Source organism: Saccharothrix sp. CB00851, from assembly GCF_001905065.1.
Taxonomy (GTDB): Bacteria; Actinomycetota; Actinomycetes; order Mycobacteriales; family Pseudonocardiaceae; genus Actinosynnema.
The window spans coordinates 189,768-205,800 of record NZ_LWLC01000002.1; the positions used below are offsets into that span (position 1 = coordinate 189,768).

17 protein-coding genes are annotated in these 16,033 nt (G+C 70.4%); 11 read left to right on the forward strand and 6 right to left on the reverse strand.

What is annotated here, in order from left to right; all coding sequences use genetic code 11:
• Window positions 1-690, reverse strand: coding sequence for a class III extradiol dioxygenase subunit B-like domain-containing protein (locus A6A25_RS05170; protein WP_073886590.1), 690 nt, complete (start codon window positions 688-690; stop codon window positions 1-3).
• Between the two features lie 185 nt (window positions 691-875).
• On the opposite strand from A6A25_RS05170, the gene A6A25_RS05175 reads away from it, so the two are divergent.
• A complete protein-coding gene (locus tag A6A25_RS05175; protein WP_073886591.1) occupies window positions 876-2,210 on the forward strand; it encodes a DUF349 domain-containing protein in 1,335 nt (444 codons plus the stop codon).
• A gap of 458 nt (window positions 2,211-2,668) precedes the next feature.
• Here the strand turns inward: A6A25_RS05175 and A6A25_RS05180 are convergent, their stop codons facing one another.
• Both A6A25_RS05180 and miaB read right to left on the reverse strand, forming a co-directional pair.
• The gene (locus A6A25_RS05180; protein ID WP_241828500.1) at window positions 2,669-3,154 is read right to left on the reverse strand and encodes an Rv2732c family membrane protein; all 486 of its coding nucleotides are present in this window, start codon (window positions 3,152-3,154) and stop codon (window positions 2,669-2,671) included.
• The gene (gene miaB / locus A6A25_RS05185; protein ID WP_073886592.1) at window positions 3,142-4,608 is read right to left on the reverse strand and encodes a tRNA (N6-isopentenyl adenosine(37)-C2)-methylthiotransferase MiaB; all 1,467 of its coding nucleotides are present in this window, start codon (window positions 4,606-4,608) and stop codon (window positions 3,142-3,144) included. The genes A6A25_RS05180 and miaB overlap by 13 nt, the downstream gene beginning before the upstream one ends.
• A 57-nt stretch (window positions 4,609-4,665) precedes the next feature.
• Here miaB and A6A25_RS05190 point away from each other — a divergent pair, with 57 nt between their 5' ends.
• Window positions 4,666-5,613: a TAXI family TRAP transporter solute-binding subunit gene (locus tag A6A25_RS05190; protein ID WP_241828501.1), complete on the forward strand. Its 948-nt coding sequence runs from the start codon at window positions 4,666-4,668 to the stop codon at window positions 5,611-5,613.
• Between the two features lie 260 nt (window positions 5,614-5,873).
• Window positions 5,874-6,797, forward strand: coding sequence for a beta-propeller fold lactonase family protein (locus A6A25_RS05195; protein WP_241828502.1), 924 nt, complete (start codon window positions 5,874-5,876; stop codon window positions 6,795-6,797).
• A 1-nt stretch (window position 6,798) separates the two neighbouring features.
• Here the strand turns inward: A6A25_RS05195 and A6A25_RS05200 are convergent, their stop codons facing one another.
• Together A6A25_RS05200 and A6A25_RS05205 are read right to left on the reverse strand one after the other, a co-directional pair.
• Entirely contained in the window at window positions 6,799-8,178 is a 1,380-nt protein-coding gene (locus tag A6A25_RS05200; RefSeq protein ID WP_073886594.1) for a HAMP domain-containing sensor histidine kinase, read from the reverse strand.
• Window positions 8,179-8,850: a response regulator transcription factor gene (locus A6A25_RS05205; protein ID WP_073886595.1), complete on the reverse strand. Its 672-nt coding sequence runs from the start codon at window positions 8,848-8,850 to the stop codon at window positions 8,179-8,181.
• A 161-nt stretch (window positions 8,851-9,011) separates the two neighbouring features.
• Between A6A25_RS05205 and A6A25_RS05210 the strand changes: the two genes are divergently transcribed.
• The 4 genes from A6A25_RS05210 to A6A25_RS05225 all read left to right on the forward strand — a co-directional run bounded on the left by A6A25_RS05210 (window position 9,012) and on the right by A6A25_RS05225 (window position 12,280).
• A complete protein-coding gene (locus A6A25_RS05210) occupies window positions 9,012-9,740 on the forward strand; it encodes an amino acid ABC transporter ATP-binding protein (protein WP_198932576.1) in 729 nt (242 codons plus the stop codon).
• Between the two features lie 62 nt (window positions 9,741-9,802).
• Window positions 9,803-10,690, forward strand: coding sequence for a glutamate ABC transporter substrate-binding protein (locus tag A6A25_RS05215; RefSeq protein WP_073886597.1), 888 nt, complete (start codon window positions 9,803-9,805; stop codon window positions 10,688-10,690).
• Between the two features lie 70 nt (window positions 10,691-10,760).
• Complete coding sequence (locus A6A25_RS05220) at window positions 10,761-11,435, forward strand: amino acid ABC transporter permease (protein ID WP_073886598.1); 675 nt, start codon at window positions 10,761-10,763, stop codon at window positions 11,433-11,435.
• A complete protein-coding gene (locus tag A6A25_RS05225) occupies window positions 11,432-12,280 on the forward strand; it encodes an amino acid ABC transporter permease (protein ID WP_073886599.1) in 849 nt (282 codons plus the stop codon). Before A6A25_RS05220 ends, A6A25_RS05225 begins: the two co-directional genes overlap by 4 nt.
• Before the next feature lie 58 nt (window positions 12,281-12,338).
• Here the strand turns inward: A6A25_RS05225 and A6A25_RS05230 are convergent, their stop codons facing one another.
• Entirely contained in the window at window positions 12,339-13,430 is a 1,092-nt protein-coding gene (locus A6A25_RS05230) for an Rv2629 family ribosome hibernation factor (RefSeq protein ID WP_143192963.1), read from the reverse strand.
• 48 nt (window positions 13,431-13,478) lie between these two features.
• Between A6A25_RS05230 and A6A25_RS05235 the strand changes: the two genes are divergently transcribed.
• The 4 genes from A6A25_RS05235 (at window position 13,479) to A6A25_RS05245 (ending at window position 16,005) form a co-directional block, all read left to right on the forward strand.
• Complete coding sequence (locus A6A25_RS05235; protein WP_073886601.1) at window positions 13,479-14,177, forward strand: EcsC family protein; 699 nt, start codon at window positions 13,479-13,481, stop codon at window positions 14,175-14,177.
• A gap of 68 nt (window positions 14,178-14,245) precedes the next feature.
• Window positions 14,246-15,445 carry an MFS transporter gene (locus A6A25_RS05240; protein ID WP_073886602.1) on the forward strand — a complete coding sequence of 400 codons (1,200 nt, stop codon included), beginning with the start codon at window positions 14,246-14,248 and terminating at the stop codon, window positions 15,443-15,445.
• Between the two features lie 183 nt (window positions 15,446-15,628).
• Window positions 15,629-15,781 carry a hypothetical protein gene (locus A6A25_RS43835; RefSeq protein ID WP_158073682.1) on the forward strand — a complete coding sequence of 51 codons (153 nt, stop codon included), beginning with the start codon at window positions 15,629-15,631 and terminating at the stop codon, window positions 15,779-15,781.
• 32 nt (window positions 15,782-15,813) lie between these two features.
• Entirely contained in the window at window positions 15,814-16,005 is a 192-nt protein-coding gene (locus A6A25_RS05245) for a hypothetical protein (RefSeq protein ID WP_073886603.1), read from the forward strand.
• Window positions 16,006-16,033 lie beyond the last annotated feature (28 nt).

The window sequence follows — 16,033 nt, forward strand, 5'->3', positions numbered from 1 at the left end:
TCAAGCCTCCCAGACGGCGAAGTGGTAGCCGACGCCGAACGGGGCTTGGAACGCGGACCGGGTGCAGCGCCACGGGCCCGGGATGCCGGCGGCCACCTGCCAGGCGGCCCGGCCGGCGGCGCCCAGTTCGGCGGCGGTGCCGGGGTCGAGGGCGCGCAGGGCGGCGGTGTCGGCGGTGGCCAGCGCCTCGCGGACGTCCTCGTCGAAGGGGCCGGCGCGGTCGTCGGGGCGGCCGACGGCGAGGTCGCCGTGGCGGTGGGAGCCGTCGCCGAGGATCAGCACGGCGGGTACGCCGGCCAGGCGCCGGCCGAGGGCGACGCAGTCGGAGGTGGGCAGGTCCGGGGGGACGAGGTGGACGCGGACCGTGCGTGCGCCGACCCGTTCGCGCAGCCAGGCGGCGATGAGGGCGGGGAGGGGGAGGTCGTCCGTCGGGTCCGCGGGGCCGGGAGAGGCCGTGAGGGACACCCGCACGTCGACCCCGAAGCCGCGGAAGGTGCCGGAGACGCCCTCGACGGTCCGCGGGCCGGACGGGTCGACCCCGACGGCCACCCAGTCCGGGGAGTGGGAGGCCAGGTCCCGGGCCACGTCCAGGCACGCCGAGCGCACCGGTTCGGTGTCCGCCGCGGCCCCGGAGACCAGTTCGGGCACCAGCAGCGGAGGGTGCGGCACGACCACCAGGCGCGAGATCATGGCAGTCCACGCTACTCATCGGCCACCACCGGTACCGATGCGAGCCTTGACCTGTTTGAATGCGCGCGAGGTACTGGGCACTCTTAGGGAGCGTCGCGGTACTCGGGTGCTGGGCCCCGTCGTAGGCGGGGCGCCCGTGGTCGGCACGGGCACCACGAAGTGGGCAGGCGAGGAGGAAGCCGGCGATGACGGAGCACGAGACGACACCGGGAACCACTGGCGACAGTGGTGCGGGGGCGGTGGTCGAGGAGACCCGGGTGGAAGCGACGCCGGTCGTGGCGCCACCGCCGGTCCCCGTGGCGTCGGACCACCCTGACCGCTGGGGGCGCGTGGACGCGGACGGCACCGTCTACGTCAAGACGGACGAGGGCGAGCGGGTCGTCGGTTCCTGGCAGGCGGGCGAGCCCGCCGAGGGCCTGGCGCACTTCGCGCGCCGGTTCGACGACATCCGCACCGAGGTCGAGCTGCTGGTGACGCGGCTGTCCTCCGGCGCGGGCGACCCCAAGCACGCGCTGACCAGCGCGAAGCACGTCCAGGAGAGCCTGGCCGACGCGGCCGTGGTCGGTGACCTCGCCGCCCTGGCCGCTCGCGTCGAGCACGTGCTGGTCCTGGCCGAGAAGGGCCTGGAGGCCGCGAAGGCCGCCAAGGACGAGGCACGGGCGGCGGCGGGCGCGCGCAAGCTGGAGCTGGTCGAGGAGGCCGAGGTACTGGCCAACGAGTCGACCCAGTGGAAGGCGGCGGGCGACCGGCTGCGGCAGATCCTGGACGAGTGGAAGACCATTCGCGGGGTCGACCGCAAGACCGACGAGCAGCTGTGGCGGCGGTTCTCCAAGGCGCGTGACGCGTTCAACCGCAGGCGCGGGTCGCACTTCGCCGACCTGGACCGGCAGCGCAGCGTGGCCAAGAACCGCAAGCAGGAACTGGTCGAAGAGGCCGAGAAGCTCATCGAGTCCGACGACTGGGGCCCCACGGCCGGTCGGTACAAGGAGCTGATGGTCGAGTGGAAGGCCGCCGGGCGTGCGCCCAAGGAGGCCGACGACGCGTTGTGGCAGCGGTTCCGGGCCGCGCAGGACGCGTTCTTCGCCAAGCGGTCGGAGGCGTTCAGCGAGCGTGACGCCGAGTTCGCGGCCAACGCGAAGCTGAAGGAGGAACTGCTCGCCGAGGCCGAGCGGATCGACCCGTCGGTGGACTTGGAGGCTGCTCGGCAGCAGCTCTACAAGATCCAGGAGCGGTGGGACGCGATCGGCAAGGTGCCGCGCGAGCGGGTCCGGGAGCTGGAAGGAAAGCTCCGGGCGATCGAGGAGCGGGTCCGGGGTGCGGTCGACGCGCAGTGGCGCAAGTCGGATCCTGAGGCCGAGGCTCGGGTCGCGCAGTTCCGCGAGCGGGTCGAGCAGTTCGAGGCTCAGGCGGCGAAGGCGCGGTCGGCCGGGGACAAGCGGCGGGCCGAGCAGGCTGACGCTCAGGCCAAGCAGTGGCGTGAGTGGTTGGCGGCGGCTGAGCAGGCGGTCGCGAGTCGGTAATTGAATTCTGTCGAGGGTCGGCCGCGGTGTCGCTACCGGCTCGAGATATCACGTCCGGCTCGATTTGACATGGGGCCCCTTACGGGTACTCCAGGCAGGCCAAAGCCGGCAGGCCCGGCGGGGAAAAGCGTCCCGCCAGGCCTGCCGGCTTCGACCAGCCTAAAGCACCCGAACCCCATGTAAAATCGGGCCTCTGCGGTCCGGCTGCGGGCCCGATCGGTGCAGGTGCAGGCGGGGATGGTGACCTGCTATGCCGGCTCTGCTTTTTATTTGGCCGTTCGGCCATTGGGTCTGGGTTTTATTCATTCACAACGGCACCACGGCATAACTGGCGGCGGCCGACGAGGCTCGATTTTACATGGGGTTCGGGTGCCGTAGGCTGGCTTTGGCCTGCCTGTGGTGCCCGTAAGGGGCCCCATGTCAAATCGAGCCGGAACGCAACCACGGCACTTATCGAATCACTGCATCGGCGGTCGGGAAGCAGCCAGTCTCAGCCATTTCACCAACAACACCACTATCGCCACAACAGCCAAAATCAACCCCAGCCCCGGGCCAGGCCCAGGGTGGTGACCGGTCGTCGTCTGAGTCGTCCAGATCGACAACACCCCAGCCACCGAAGCGGCGAACGAAGCCAGCGCGCAGATCCAGGCCAACGCCCACCGGCGAACGGCAAGCGTCACCGCAGGCAGCAGCACCCCCACGACCACGGCCCCGTAAGCGAACAGCTGGGGCAGGCCCTTGCCCTCGCCGAGCAGCACGCGCAAGCCCTGGATCCCATCGGTCCACGGCAGGATCAGCGACACCAGGATCGCCAGCGCGGCGACGGCGATGGTCAGCGCCCCGGCACCGGGGTCGAAGCGCTTGGCCGCCGAACGTCCTACCCGGTCGATCTCCTCGCGGAGGCCGGCCAGGTCGTCGTTGTTCTCACTCATCAGACCGCGCACCCGCCGACCGTCGCGGGCAGGGGGGCGGGCTTGCCGAACGACGGCAGGCCCAGCGTCACGCCCGGCGTCTTCGGCTTCAGGCCGGCCTCGGACCGGTCGCCCGCCTTGGTCCGGCGGTGCGACAGGAGCGGGCCGTCGGCGATCAGGTTGTGCGGCGCGCCGTAAGTCACGACGGTCTCCACGACGTCACCGGGGCGCACGTGGGCGTCACCGGGCGTGAAGTGGACGAGGCGGCCGTCGCGGGCGCGCCCGGTCATCCGGTGGGTCTCGGCGTCCTTCCGGCCTTCCCCCGACGCGACCAGCAGTTCGACCTGGCGACCGACCTGCTCGCGGTTGAGTTCGTGGGCGATCTCGTTGACCAGGGTGACCAGGCGGTCGTAGCGCTCCTGGACGACCTGCTTGGGCAGCTGGTCGGGCAGCTCGGCGGCGGGTGTGCCGGGGCGCTTGGAGTACTGGAACGTGAACGCCGACGAGAACCGCGCCTCGCGGACGACGTCCAAAGTGGCTTGGAAGTCCTCCTCGGTCTCGCCGGGGAAGCCCACGATGATGTCGGTGGTGATGGCGGCGTCCGGCATGGCCGCGCGCACCTCGTCCAGGATGGACAGGTACTTCGTGGTCCGGTACGACCGGCGCATCTCCTTCAGCACGCGGTCCGAGCCGGACTGCAGCGGCATGTGCAGGGAGTGGCACACGGCGGGCGTCTCGGCCATCGCGGCGATCACGTCGGAGGTGAAGTCCTTCGGGTGCGGCGAGGTGAACCGGACCCGCTCCAGGCCCTCGATGCCGCCCGTCGCCCGCAGCAGCTTGCCGAACGCGTACCGGTCGCCGAACTCGACGCCGTAGGAGTTCACGTTCTGGCCGAGCAGCGTCACCTCCAGCACGCCCTCGTCGACGAGCGTCTGCACCTCGGCCAGCACCTCGCCCGGACGGCGGTCCTTCTCCTTGCCGCGCAGCGACGGGACGATGCAGAACGTGCACGTGTTGTTGCAGCCCACCGACACCGACACCCAGCCGGAGTACGCCGAGTCACGGCGCGCGGGCAGCGTCGAGGGGAAGGTCTCCAGCGAGTCCAGGATCTCGACCTGGGCCTCGCGGTTGTGCCGGGCGCGTTCGAGCAGCACCGGCAGCGAGCCGATGTTGTGCGTGCCGAAGACCACGTCGACCCACGGCGCGCGCTTGACGATCTCGCCCTGGTCCTTCTGCGCGAGGCAGCCGCCGACGGCGATCTGCATGTCGGGGTTCGCGGACTTGGCGGGGGCGAGGTGGCCGAGCGTGCCGTAGAGCTTGTTGTCGGCGTTCTCCCGCACGGCGCAGGTGTTGAACACGACGACGTCCGGTGTGGCGTCGCCTTCGGCGGGCGTGTAGCCCGCGTCCTCCAACATGCCGGCCAGGCGCTCGGAGTCGTGCACGTTCATCTGGCAGCCGAACGTGCGGATCTGGTAACTGCGAGTCACTGCACCTAGTCCTTCCGTCGGGTCCAGCGTAGAGCGTGGACGTGCGACGATGCGCAGGTGTCGGGAACGCTGCTGCGGTTGCACGCGGTCGGGGCCGCCTTGGCCCTGGCCACCCTGTCGTTGAGCGCGTGCGGTGACGACTTCGACCACGTCAAGCTGACCATGGCGGCCGGCAGCCCCGCGGGGGTCTACCACCAGTTGAGCACGGCGCTGGCCGAGGCGTGGACCCGGGACCCCGGCATCGCGCGTCCGCAGGTGGCGAGCACGGCCGGCTCGGTGGACAACCTGGACCGGTTGCGGACCAACCAGGCGCAGGTCGGGTTCTCCGCGGCGGACGCGGCGGAGAACAAGCAGAAGGGGCCGGAGGGCCACAAGCTGTACGCGTTGGCCCGGATGCACGACGACTACTTCCAGGTCGTGGTGCGCGGCGACCTGCGGGTGACCAAGCTGACCGACCTGAAGGGCCTGCGGGTGAGCGTCGGCGCCCGCGACTCGGGGGTGAAGCTGATCGGGGAGCGGCTGCTGGCGTCGGCGGGCCTCTCGGCGGAGCGGGACCTGGATGTCCAGTACATGGACCTGGAGACCAGCACGGCGGCGATGCGCGACGGTGCGCTGGACGCGTTCTTCTGGTCCGGCGGTGTGCCGACGACCGCGGTCACCACGCTGGCCACGACGGTGAAGCTGAACATGCTCGACCTGAGCGATGTGCTGCCGGAGCTGCGCGAGGACTTCCCGGTGTACGGCTCGGCGACCCTGCCCGCGTCGGCCTACCAGCTGGAAGGCGGCCCGGTCGTCACGCTGGTGGTGCGCAACTTCCTGCTGGTGAACGACACGATGTCGGACGATGTGGCGGAAGCCCTGGTCAGGGGCCTGTTCCAGGCGCAGTCGGCCCTGGTCGCGGCGAGCCCGGTGGCGAGGTCGATCGAGGTCCGCTCGGCGATCGAGACCACGCCGATCGAATTGCACCCCGGTGCCATGCGCTATTACCGGGACGTCAAGGTTTAACGCCTTCGACGTCATTCTGACGGTGGAATCCGCACGCGTGGGCGCTCGCCCAAGTCGGGGTCAAGCGCGGCCTCGACCGGCGCTATTCAGCACTGGGTCGTTAGCGTGACAGCAGGCGCGGGACCAGCGGAGTCCTGCGGGAAGCCCCACGCCGAAACGGGGAGCTCATGTCCGTTCATTCGGTATGCACGCGTATTCATGAATCGTCTTCTTCGTTCCTTGCCCCATCGCGGATCCCCCGTCTGGGAGTCGCCGTAGCGGTGTTCGCCGTGCTGGCCGGCACCGGTTTCGATTCCTCACCTAGATGGCCGACCCGCATTCAGGTGTTCGTGGCCAACAGCGGGTCCGACAACGTCACCGTGTACGACACGCGGCTGGGCAAGGTGACAGCCACCATCGGGGTCGGCGACTACCCCGCCGGCGTCGGCGCGCACCCGTCCGGCCACCGCGTCTACGTCACCAACGAGTCGTCCAACACCGTCTCCGTGATCGACACCCGGTCGCTCGCCGTGGTCGCCACCGTGCCCGTGGGGGCCAACCCCTTCGGCGTCGCGGCCACACCGACGCACGCCTACGTGACGAACTTCGGTTCCGGCAACGTCACGGTCATCGACACCGCGACGAACGCGCCGGTGGGGACCATCCCGGTCGGGCGGTTCCCGCACAGCGCGGTCGCCGACCCCGACGGTTCGCGCGTCTACGTGACCAACAACGGCAGCGACAGCGTCACGGTCATCGACGCCCGGTCGCAGACGCCGGTGGCCACCATCCCGGTCGGTGTCTTCCCGTCGGGCATCGCCATCTCGCCCGACGGCGAACGGCTGTACGTAGCCAACACCGGCGACGACACGGTGACCGTCATCGACACCGCCGGCAACCGCCCGACCGGAACCACCAAGGTCGGGAACGCGCCCCTGGGCGTCTCGGTCACACCCGGTGGCCGGGTGCACGTCGCCAACACCGGCTCCAACACGGTCAGCATCCTCGGGCCGTCCGGCAAACCCCTCGACGTGGTGAAGGTCCAGCGCATGCCCGAGGGCTCCGGGGCGGCGCCCGACGACAGCTTCGTCTACATCACCAACACGGGGTCCGACACCGTCTCGGTCATCGACGCCGAGAGCGGCAAGCCCGCCGACCCGTTCGCCGTGGGTGACCAGCCGGAAGGCGTGGCGGTCACGTCCTGAGTCACGCCGCCGGGAACTCCACGGTCACGCGCAGGCCGCCGCCTTCCGGCGACTCCAGCCGCACGGAACCGTCCACCCGCTCCACGATCTGCCGCACGAGCGCGAGCCCCAGGCCGGAGCCCTGCACGTTCTGGTGCGCGGGGCTGCGCCAGAACCGGTCCGTGGCGCGTTCCAGCTCGTCCGGGGCGAGGCCCGGACCCTCGTCCCGCACCGACAGCCGCACCACGCCGTCCCGCCGCCGCACGTCGACGCGCACCAGGGTGCCGTCCGAGGTGAACTTCAGCGCGTTGTCCAGCAGCGCGTCCAGCACGGTCTCCACGCCGCGCGGCGGCACCAGCGCCGTGCCACCGGGCTCGCCGTCGAGCACCAGGTGCACCTCGCGCGCCGCGGCGGCGGGCTGCCACGCCGACAGGCGACCGGCGACCGCCCGGTCCACGTCCACCGGCACGGGGTCGACCGACTGGGCGCCCGCCCGGGCCATGGACAGCAGCTCGTCCAGGATCCGGTTGAGCCGGTTGGCCTCGTCCAGCGCCGCCGCCTGGTGCGCCGCGCCCTCGCCGACCACGTGGTCTTCCAGGTTGGACAGGCGCAGCTTGAGCGCGGTCAGCGGGTTGCGCAGCTGGTGCGAGGCGTCGGCGACGAACGCCCGCTGCGCCGCCAGCACGTCACCGACGTTGGCCGCCATCTGGTCGAACGACCGCGACAGCTGCCGCAGCTCCGGCGGGCCGTCGGACGCGCCGACCGGCTCGACGGGCTGCCCGGACACCACCGCCGCCAGCAGCCGCCCGGTCGCGTCGTCCAGCCGCCGCACGGGCCGCAACGTCCACCGGACCAGCGGCAACGCCACGAACACGCCGAGCGCGAGCACCAGCAGGCTGCCGCCGAGCAGCACCGACCACCACACCAGCACCTCGACCCGCGTCTTCGTCGTCGGCGAGAACGTGACCACCGCGCCCCGGACCTCGCCCGCCTCCAGCACCGGCTCGGCCAGCACCAGCTCGGTCGACTCCCACGGCATGACCAGCTCCGGCGCGACCGGCTGGCGGCCGGCCAGCGCACCGCGCACCAGGTCGGCCACCTCCGGCGAGGTCACGTCCACGTCGTCCGACGACGCCGCGACCACCTGCCCGTCCCGGCCCAGCAGGGCCACCCGGATGCCGTACAGCTCGTGGTAGCGGCGCAGCTCCGGCTTGAGCACCTCCGGCTGGTCGTCGATGAACGGCCGCTGCGCCACGGACGCGAACCGCGTGGTGTCGGTGAGCCGGTCCAGGAACATCTCCTGCTGCTCGGCCTGGGCCACGCCTCGACCCAGCGGTACGCCCAGGCCGAGCAGCACGAGCACGACCAGCGTCAACACGATGCCCAGCAGCCGCGACCGCACTCAGCCCCCGCTCAACCGGTACCCGACACCGCGCACCGTCTCCAGCAACGAAGGACGCCCGAGCTTGGTCCGCAACGTCGCCACGTGCACGTCCAGCGTCCGGTTGGCACCCGCCCAGGTGCGTCCCCACACCTCCGCCAGGATGCGCTCCCGGGTGCACACCGCGCCACCCGCCGCCACCACCAGCGCCAGCACCTGGAACTCCTTGCGCGACAAAGCCACCGGTTCACCCGCCACGGTGACTTCGTGCCGACCCAGGTCGACCCGCACGTCGGCGACCTCGAACACCTCCGTGCCGGTGCCGCCCACGCCGACGGGGTCGCCGCGCCGCCGCCGCACGGCGTGCACGCGGGCCACCAGCTCACCCACGTCGTACGGCTTGACCAGGTAGTCGTCCGCGCCCGCGTGCAGGCCGAGGATGCGGTCGTCGATCTCGCCGCGGGCCGACACGACGATGATCGCCACGTCGCTCGCCGCGCGGATGTGCCGGCACAGCGTGACGCCGTCCACGTCGGGCAGGCCGAGGTCGAGCAGCACCACGTCGACCCCTGTCAGCCGATCGAGTGTCCCCCGGCCGGTTGCCTGCCGGTCTACTGTGAAACCGCGCCGGGTGAGCGCCGGCACCAGCGCTTCTGCCACGCGGTCGTCGTCCTCGACCAACAGCACGCGCACCGTGGAGCCTCCCCGATAAGTGTCGCCACCCTGTGACAGAGTTGAGACCCTAAGTCTTGCTCAACCGCCTGGACTGGTGTGGTGATTCACACCTAGGTTTCCGCCATCGCTCAGGAACCCCTACTGGAGGACTGATGACCGCCGCCACTCCTGCTCCGCCGATGATCCGGATGGCGGGCGTGGACAAGTTCTTCGGACCCCTGCACGTGCTCAAGGACGTGACGCTGGAGGTACCGAAGGGGCAGGTCGTCGTGGTGCTCGGGCCGTCCGGCTCGGGCAAGTCCACGCTGTGCCGCACGATCAACCGGCTGGAGCCGATCGAGTCCGGTGTCATCGAGGTGGACGGCCAGCCGCTGCCCGCCGAGGGCAAGGAACTCGCCCGGCTGCGCGCCGACGTCGGCATGGTGTTCCAGTCGTTCAACCTGTTCGCCCACAAGAGCATCGTCGACAACGTGATGCTCGCGCCGGTGAAGGTCCGCAAGACCCCGGCGGCCCAGGCCCGCAAGACGGCCATGGAGCTGCTGGAGCGGGTCGGCATCGCGAACCAGGCGGAGAAGTACCCCGCCCAGCTGTCGGGCGGGCAGCAGCAGCGCGCGGCGATCGCGCGCGCCCTGGCGATGCGGCCCAAGGTGATGTTGTTCGACGAGCCGACCTCCGCGCTGGACCCCGAGATGGTCCAGGAGGTGCTGGACGTGATGACGACGCTGGCCAAGGAGGGCATGACCATGCTCGTGGTCACCCACGAGATGGGCTTCGCCCGCAAGGCCGCGGACCGGGTGATCTTCATGTCCGACGGCGAGGTCGTCGAGGACTCGACGCCGGAGGCGTTCTTCTCCGCGCCGAAGTCCAACCGCGCGAAGGACTTCCTTGGCAAGATCCTGACCCACTGAAGTCCCACGACCGCGGCGCTGAGCCTGGCGCCGCTCTACCGAAGAAGAGCAGGAGTAAGACGATGAGGGTTCGCACCCTTGCGGTGGCGCTGCTGGCCGGCGGCCTCGCCCTGACCGCGTGCGGCAAGGAGGGTGGCCCCGGCGACACGGGCACGGCGCCCCCTCAGCAGGTCGCCACCGACGTGAAGGTCGAAGGCTCGCCGACGTTCGACAAGATGAAGAACCGCGGGCGGGTCGTCATCGGTGTCAAGGAGGACCAGCCCGGCCTGGGTTACAAGAACCCGACCAGCGGCAAGTTCGAGGGTTTCGACATCGAGATCGCGAAGCTCGTCGCGGCCAAGCTCGGCTTCGCCGACGACAAGATCGACTACAAGGCGATCCCCTCGGCCGGTCGCGAGCAGGCGCTGATCAACGGTGACGTGGACTACTACGTCGGCACCTACACGATCAACGACAAGCGCAAGCAGCAGGTCGCGTTCGCCGGCCCGTACTTCACCGCCGGCCAGGACCTGCTGGTGAAGAAGGACGACAACGAGATCACCGGCCCGGAGACGCTCAAGGGCAAGAAGGTCTGCTCGGTGACCGGCTCCACGCCGATCCAGAAGGTCAAGTCCGACGGCCTGACCGAGCCGGAGAACATCGTCGAGCTGCAGACGTACTCGCTGTGCGTCGAGCAGTTGGAGCAGGGCACCGTCGACGCCGTCACCACCGACGACGCGATCCTCAAGGGCTACGCCTCGCAGTCGCCGGACACGCTGAAGGTCATCGGCAAGCCGTTCTCGAACGAGCCCTACGGCATCGGCCTGCCCAAGGACGACAAGGCGCTGCGCGACAAGGTCAACGACATCCTCGAAGCGGCCATCAACGGCGAGGACTGGAAGAAGGCCTACGACGCCACCCTGGGCAAGTCGGGTTCCCCCGCCCAGAAGCCCGTGCTCGAACGCTACTGATCAACGCTCCGCGGCCGGCCGTCGCTGTGCGGCGGCCGGCCGCACCACACCCACCTAGCCGAGGAAGCCGATGGACGTCCTGCTCGACAACCTCGACCTGTACGGGCCCGGGTTCCTCAACACCGTCGAGCTGTTCCTGATCTCCGCGGTCGGGTCGCTGGTGTTGGGGACGATCCTGGCGATGCTGCGGGTCGCCCCGGTCCCGGTGATGCGGGCGATCGGCACCACCTACGTGACGCTGATCCGCAACACGCCGCTGACCCTGGTGTTCTTCTTCTTCGCCTTGGCGTTCCCGCTGCTCGAGATCGTGAACGCGGACACGTTCGGCGGCTCGGCGGCCAGCTACTACTTCAGCGCGGCTCTCATGGCGCTGATCCTCTACACGTCGGCGTTCGTGTGCGAGGTCGTGCGGTCGGGCATCAACACCGTGCCGGTCGGCCAGGCGGAGGCGTCCCGCGCGCTGGGGCTCACGTTCGGCCAGATGCTGGGTTCCGTGGTGCTGCCGCAGGCGACGCGCGCGGTCGTGCCGCCGATGATGAGCACGATGATCGCGCTGCTGAAGAACACCACCATCGCGGCGGGCTTCTCGGTGTTCCAGGCGGGCTCCATCAGCCTCAACCTGTCCGAGCGCGGCGAGAACCAGCTGATCGGCCTGCTGTGGGTCGCGGCGTTCTTCGTGGTGCTCGTGATCCCCATGACCCTGCTGCAGCGCAGCCTCGAGAAGCGGTGGAGCATCGCCCGATGAGCTCGGTCCTGTTCGACGTCCCCGGGCCGCGCGCCCGGCTGCGCCACCGCCTCTACGCGGCCCTCACCATCGTGGTGGTGCTCGGCCTGATCGGCTTCGTGCTCTACCGGTTCGCCGACACCGGCCAGTTCGAGGGCAAGAAGTGGTCGTGGCTGGAGTACGAGAACATCCAGCTGGATCTGGTCAACGCGCTGCTGAACACGCTCAAGGCGTTCGGGATCGGCGCGGTGCTCGCGATGGTCTTCGGCGCGGTGTTCGCCGCGGGCCAGCTGTCCGACCACAAGATCATCCGCGTGCCGTCGATGCTGGTCGTCGAGCTGTTCCGCGCGGTGCCGCTGGTCGTGCTGATCTTCGTGTTCCACTACGGCGTGTCGCCCGGTCCGCCGCTGTACTCGGTGGTGCTCGGCCTGACGCTCTACAACGGCTCGGTGCTGGCCGAGGTGTTCCGCGCGGGTGTGCTGTCCCTGCCGCGCGGGCAGAGCGAGGCGGCCTACGCGTTGGGCATGCGCAAGACGCAGGTCATGACGAACGTGCTGCTGCCGCAGGCGGTGCGGGCGATGCTGCCGGCGATCATCAGCCAGCTCGTCGTGCTGCTCAAGGACACCGCGCTCGGCTTCCTCATCACCTATGACGAGTTGCTGGACTTCGCCCGCGACTACGGCAGCTACTTCGAGTTCGGCCGGCCGCTGATCCCGGTCACGATCGTGGTGGCCGCGCTGTACATCTCGATGTGCCTGCTGCTCACGTGGCTGGCCACGTACCTGGAGAAGCGCAGCCGGCGCGACAAGAAGGTGGTCGAGCTGGAGAAGAAGCCGGCCGAGGACGTCGTCGCCGCGGCGGTCTGAACACCCTGAACGGCTGGTCGGAGCGTCCCTCGGGGGCGGTCCGACCAGCCGTTCGGCGTCAGTAGCGCAGTAGGGCGCCGACACCCTCGCGCAGGCCGGTGGTGTCCGTGACGACGACCTGCGCGCCGGTCGCCGCCGCGGCCGTGCCCAGCGCCTCGTCGGCCCGGTGCTCGCCGATGTGCTCGACGCCGAGCCCGCGCAGCTCGTTCTCCTTCAGCGCGACCTGGGCGGGGTCGTCACCGGAGAACACGGTGCGGTCGCCCAGCGCCGGGTCGGACACCAGCAGCGCGGCCACCTTCGCCTCGCGCAGCGCCTCCACCACCGGTGCCAGGCCCTGGACCGCGCGGCCGTGCGGTCGGCCCGCCTCGGCGGTGAACTCCTCCACCACGTCGTTGTCCAGGTCGAACTGGTACTGGGCCACGAGCGACTGCACGGCGTGGTCGAACGCGTCGTCGTCGGCGCCCTCGGCCAGGCTCGCGCCCTCCACCTCGATCAGCACGTCGCGGCAACGCGGGCTCAGCTCCTCGCGCACCTCGGCCCGCGCCTGCACCTCGCCGCCCAGCACCAGCAGCCGCGCGTCCAGGTCCGTCACCAGCCGGTCCACCTCGGCGGCGACCAGCGCCGCGTTGCGCCTGGTCGTCTCCTCCACGGCGTTCTGGAACCGCCGGTGCGACCACCCGCCACCGCGGACCTTGTGCAGCGGGTACTCCTCACCGCGCACCTCGTCGTGCACCTCGGCCGCCCGCTCACCGCGCCCGTCGTACCCGTGCAGGTCCGCGCCCGCCCGGTCGACCAGCACGACGACGTGCGGCACGGCGGGTTCCATCCAGGTGGCCAGCGGCAGCAGGAGCGGCAGGTCCGACCAGCGCACGGTCTCCACGGCGGGCGGGCGCGGCAGCACGCGGTCCAGCAGCAGCCTGCCGTGCGCGGCGACCAGCGCCCGACCCGACTTGCCCGGCACCGGCGCCAGCACGGCCTCCTGCATCGCGTCGAGCGTCGCGTCGTCCGCACCCTGCCGGGCCAGTTCCTCCCGCACCCCGCGCCAGCGCAGCTCCATGGCCTTGGCCGCGTCCTCGGTGTCGTGCGAGGCGTCCAGGTAGACCGACGCGAACGGGCCGCGTTGCCTGACCAGCTCTCCCAACGAAGACATGTCCATTGGCCTCGGCTACCCGATCGGGCGCCGCGTAACCTCGGTGGCATGGTGGACGAACCGGGTGCGATCACCAGGGTGCAGCAGAGTGCCGTTGACCACCTCCTCAAGGTGGGCATCAACGGGTTCGGGCCGTTCAAGAGCGCCCGGCAGATGGCCGTGGAGGCGTTGGACAAGGGGTTGACGCCGGAGGAGGCGATCAAGCACCTGATCCGGACGCACGTGGCGGCGGCGGGCGTGCAGGGGTTCGCCACGAACGTCGGCGGCCTGATCACGCTGCCGGTCACCTTGCCCGCCAACCTGACCGCGTCCTACCTGGTGCAGACGCACCTGATCGCCTCGATCGCCGCCGTGCACGGGCACGACCTGGACAGCGACGAGGTGCAGACCGCGATCCTGGTGTGCCTGCTCGGCAACGCCGGTACCGAGCTGCTGAAGAAGGCGGGCATCAAGGTGGGCTCCAAGCTCACCATGAACCTGATCGAACGCATCCCCGCCCAGCTCATCCGCGAGATCAACAAGCGGGTCGGCTTCACCCTGCTGGCCAAGTACGGCACCAGTAAGGCGACCGTCACCCTGGTTAAGGGCGTACCGCTGGTGGGTGGCGTGATCGGTGGCACGTTCGACGCCGTGACAACGCGTGCCGTGGGCGCCTTCGCCTCCCGCTTCTTCACCGAGCGGGAGGAATCGCCGGCGGTCGTGGAAGGCACCGTGATCGAGGGCGAGATCGTCGAGATCAGCGAGTGATTGGCCCAACGTAAGCGCTCAGGCTTGGCCCTTAGCATGGGCCAATCGGCCGCCTAGCGTGACGTCCCATGGGGACGACGAAGGTGCTCGCGGTCGCGCAGGTGGCCAACTCGGTCGGTGACGGGGCGTTCTACGTGTGCTCCGCCCTCTACTTCACCCGGGTCGTGGGGCTGTCGGCGACGGCGGTCGGGGTGGTGTTGACGGTGGCCTGGGCGGTCGGTGCGGTGGTCGGGGTGGGGTTGGGGCACCTCGCCGACCGGTTCGGGCCGAGGCGGGTGGCGGTCGGGTTGGCGGTGGTCACGGCGGGCGCGTTGGCGTCGTTCCTGGTGGTCCGGTCGTTCTGGGCGTTCCTGGTGGCGGCGTGCGTCTACACGTGCGGGCAGTGCGGGTTGGCGGCCGCGCGGCAGGCGTTGCTGGCGGGGTTGGTGGAGCCCGCGCGACGGACGCGGGTGCGGGCCGTGCTGCAGTCGGTGGTCAACGGCGGGTTGGCGGTCGGCGCGGGGTTGGGTGGGCTGGCGCTGCACGTGGACACGGCGGCGGCGTACCTCGTGGTGTTCGCGCTGGACGCGGTCGGGTTCCTGGTGGCGGCAGTGGTGTTGTGCCAGGTGCCGGAGGTGGTGGCGGTCGCCCGCACGGGACGGCTCGGTGTGCTGCGGGACCGGCCGTATGCGCTCGTGGCATTGCTGAACTCGGTCCTGCTGCTCTACATGCCGATGCTGAGCCTGGTCGTGCCGCTGTGGGTCGCCGAACGCACCTCCGCGCCCAAGTGGGTCGTCGGCCTGCTCTTCGTGCTCAACACGGGCGCGGTCGTGGTCGGGCAGGTGCGGGTGGCACGCGGTGTCACGGACCTGCGCACGGCCGCACGGTCGGTGCGGCGCGGTGGGGTGTTGTTGCTCGCTTCCTGCGTGGTGTTCGCGTTGTCCGCGGGTGTACCCGAATGGGTGGCGGTGGCGGTGCTCGTCGTGGCGGCGGGCATCCAGGTCGTCGGCGAGATGCTGCACGGCGCCGGCTCGTGGGAGATCGGCTTCGGCCTCGCGCCGGCCGACAAGCAAGGCCAGTACCAGGGCTTCTACGGCACGGGCACGGCCGTCGCGCGCACCGTGGGCCCCTTGCTGCTCACCACGCTGGTGCTCGGCGGGGGAGTGGCGGGCTGGCTCGTGCTCGGCGCGCTGTTCCTGGCCGCCGCACTGGCGATGACGCCCGCCGTGGCATGGTCGCAGCGGTCGAGATCCGGGCCCGTCGCGAAAAGGATTGGCGCCGCAGCGTGAAGCAGGCTAACGTCATGACCATGTTCTTCCAGATCTACCTCTGAGGACTTCTTCCTCCAGCGCCGCACCGGCCTCGGGCCGTGCCGCGCTCTTCTCCTGGTGGCCTTAGCGGCTCTTCTCACGACCGTGTCGCATCACGGGTCGTAGCCCTTTGCACGCCTCGAACACCGAGGAGGCGAACGCATGCCCACCATGCGCAACGAACCACCCCACGACGGTCAGCCGTCCAACCGCGCCGCACGCCGCGGCGCCCGCTCGAACGGCGCGGTGCAGCCGCGCTTCGGCGGTGGCCGAGCTGTCGCCAACCCGCGCCAGTACGCCATGCGGCGTCGCTGACCAGCGACTTCGCCACACTCCAGGAGGCACACATGACCGACCAGGACACCCCGCAGGCCGACGACGTCGAGCAGGCGGAGCCGGAGCAGACCGCCGTCCCGCTCAACCGCGCGGCCCGCCGCGGCCACGCCCAAAAGAACGGCGGCGTGAACAAGGTCCCCGGCCGCCCGCACCAGAACACGTTCGTGGGACGACGCGTGTTCCGGCGCACCAGCGGCGGCTGATGGACCGGACGCCGCACGACTAGTCTCC

Excerpts from the sequence above, each read along its gene's own strand:
- A6A25_RS05245 (WP_073886603.1), top strand. The coding sequence starts at position 15,814 with ATGACCGACCAGGACACCCCGCAGGCCGACGACGTCGAGCAGGCGGAG.
- A6A25_RS05210 (WP_198932576.1), top strand. The coding sequence starts at position 9,012 with ATGATCCGGATGGCGGGCGTGGACAAGTTCTTCGGACCCCTGCACGTG.
- A6A25_RS05215 (WP_073886597.1), top strand. The coding sequence starts at position 9,803 with ATGAGGGTTCGCACCCTTGCGGTGGCGCTGCTGGCCGGCGGCCTCGCC.
- A6A25_RS43835 (WP_158073682.1), top strand. The coding sequence starts at position 15,629 with ATGCCCACCATGCGCAACGAACCACCCCACGACGGTCAGCCGTCCAAC.
- A6A25_RS05170 (WP_073886590.1), bottom strand. The coding sequence starts at position 690 with ATGATCTCGCGCCTGGTGGTCGTGCCGCACCCTCCGCTGCTGGTGCCC.
- A6A25_RS05235 (WP_073886601.1), top strand. The coding sequence starts at position 13,479 with ATGGTGGACGAACCGGGTGCGATCACCAGGGTGCAGCAGAGTGCCGTT.
- A6A25_RS05220 (WP_073886598.1), top strand. The coding sequence starts at position 10,761 with ATGGACGTCCTGCTCGACAACCTCGACCTGTACGGGCCCGGGTTCCTC.
- A6A25_RS05230 (WP_143192963.1), bottom strand. The coding sequence starts at position 13,430 with ATGTCTTCGTTGGGAGAGCTGGTCAGGCAACGCGGCCCGTTCGCGTCG.
- A6A25_RS05225 (WP_073886599.1), top strand. The coding sequence starts at position 11,432 with ATGAGCTCGGTCCTGTTCGACGTCCCCGGGCCGCGCGCCCGGCTGCGC.
- A6A25_RS05240 (WP_073886602.1), top strand. The coding sequence starts at position 14,246 with ATGGGGACGACGAAGGTGCTCGCGGTCGCGCAGGTGGCCAACTCGGTC.
- A6A25_RS05175 (WP_073886591.1), top strand. The coding sequence starts at position 876 with ATGACGGAGCACGAGACGACACCGGGAACCACTGGCGACAGTGGTGCG.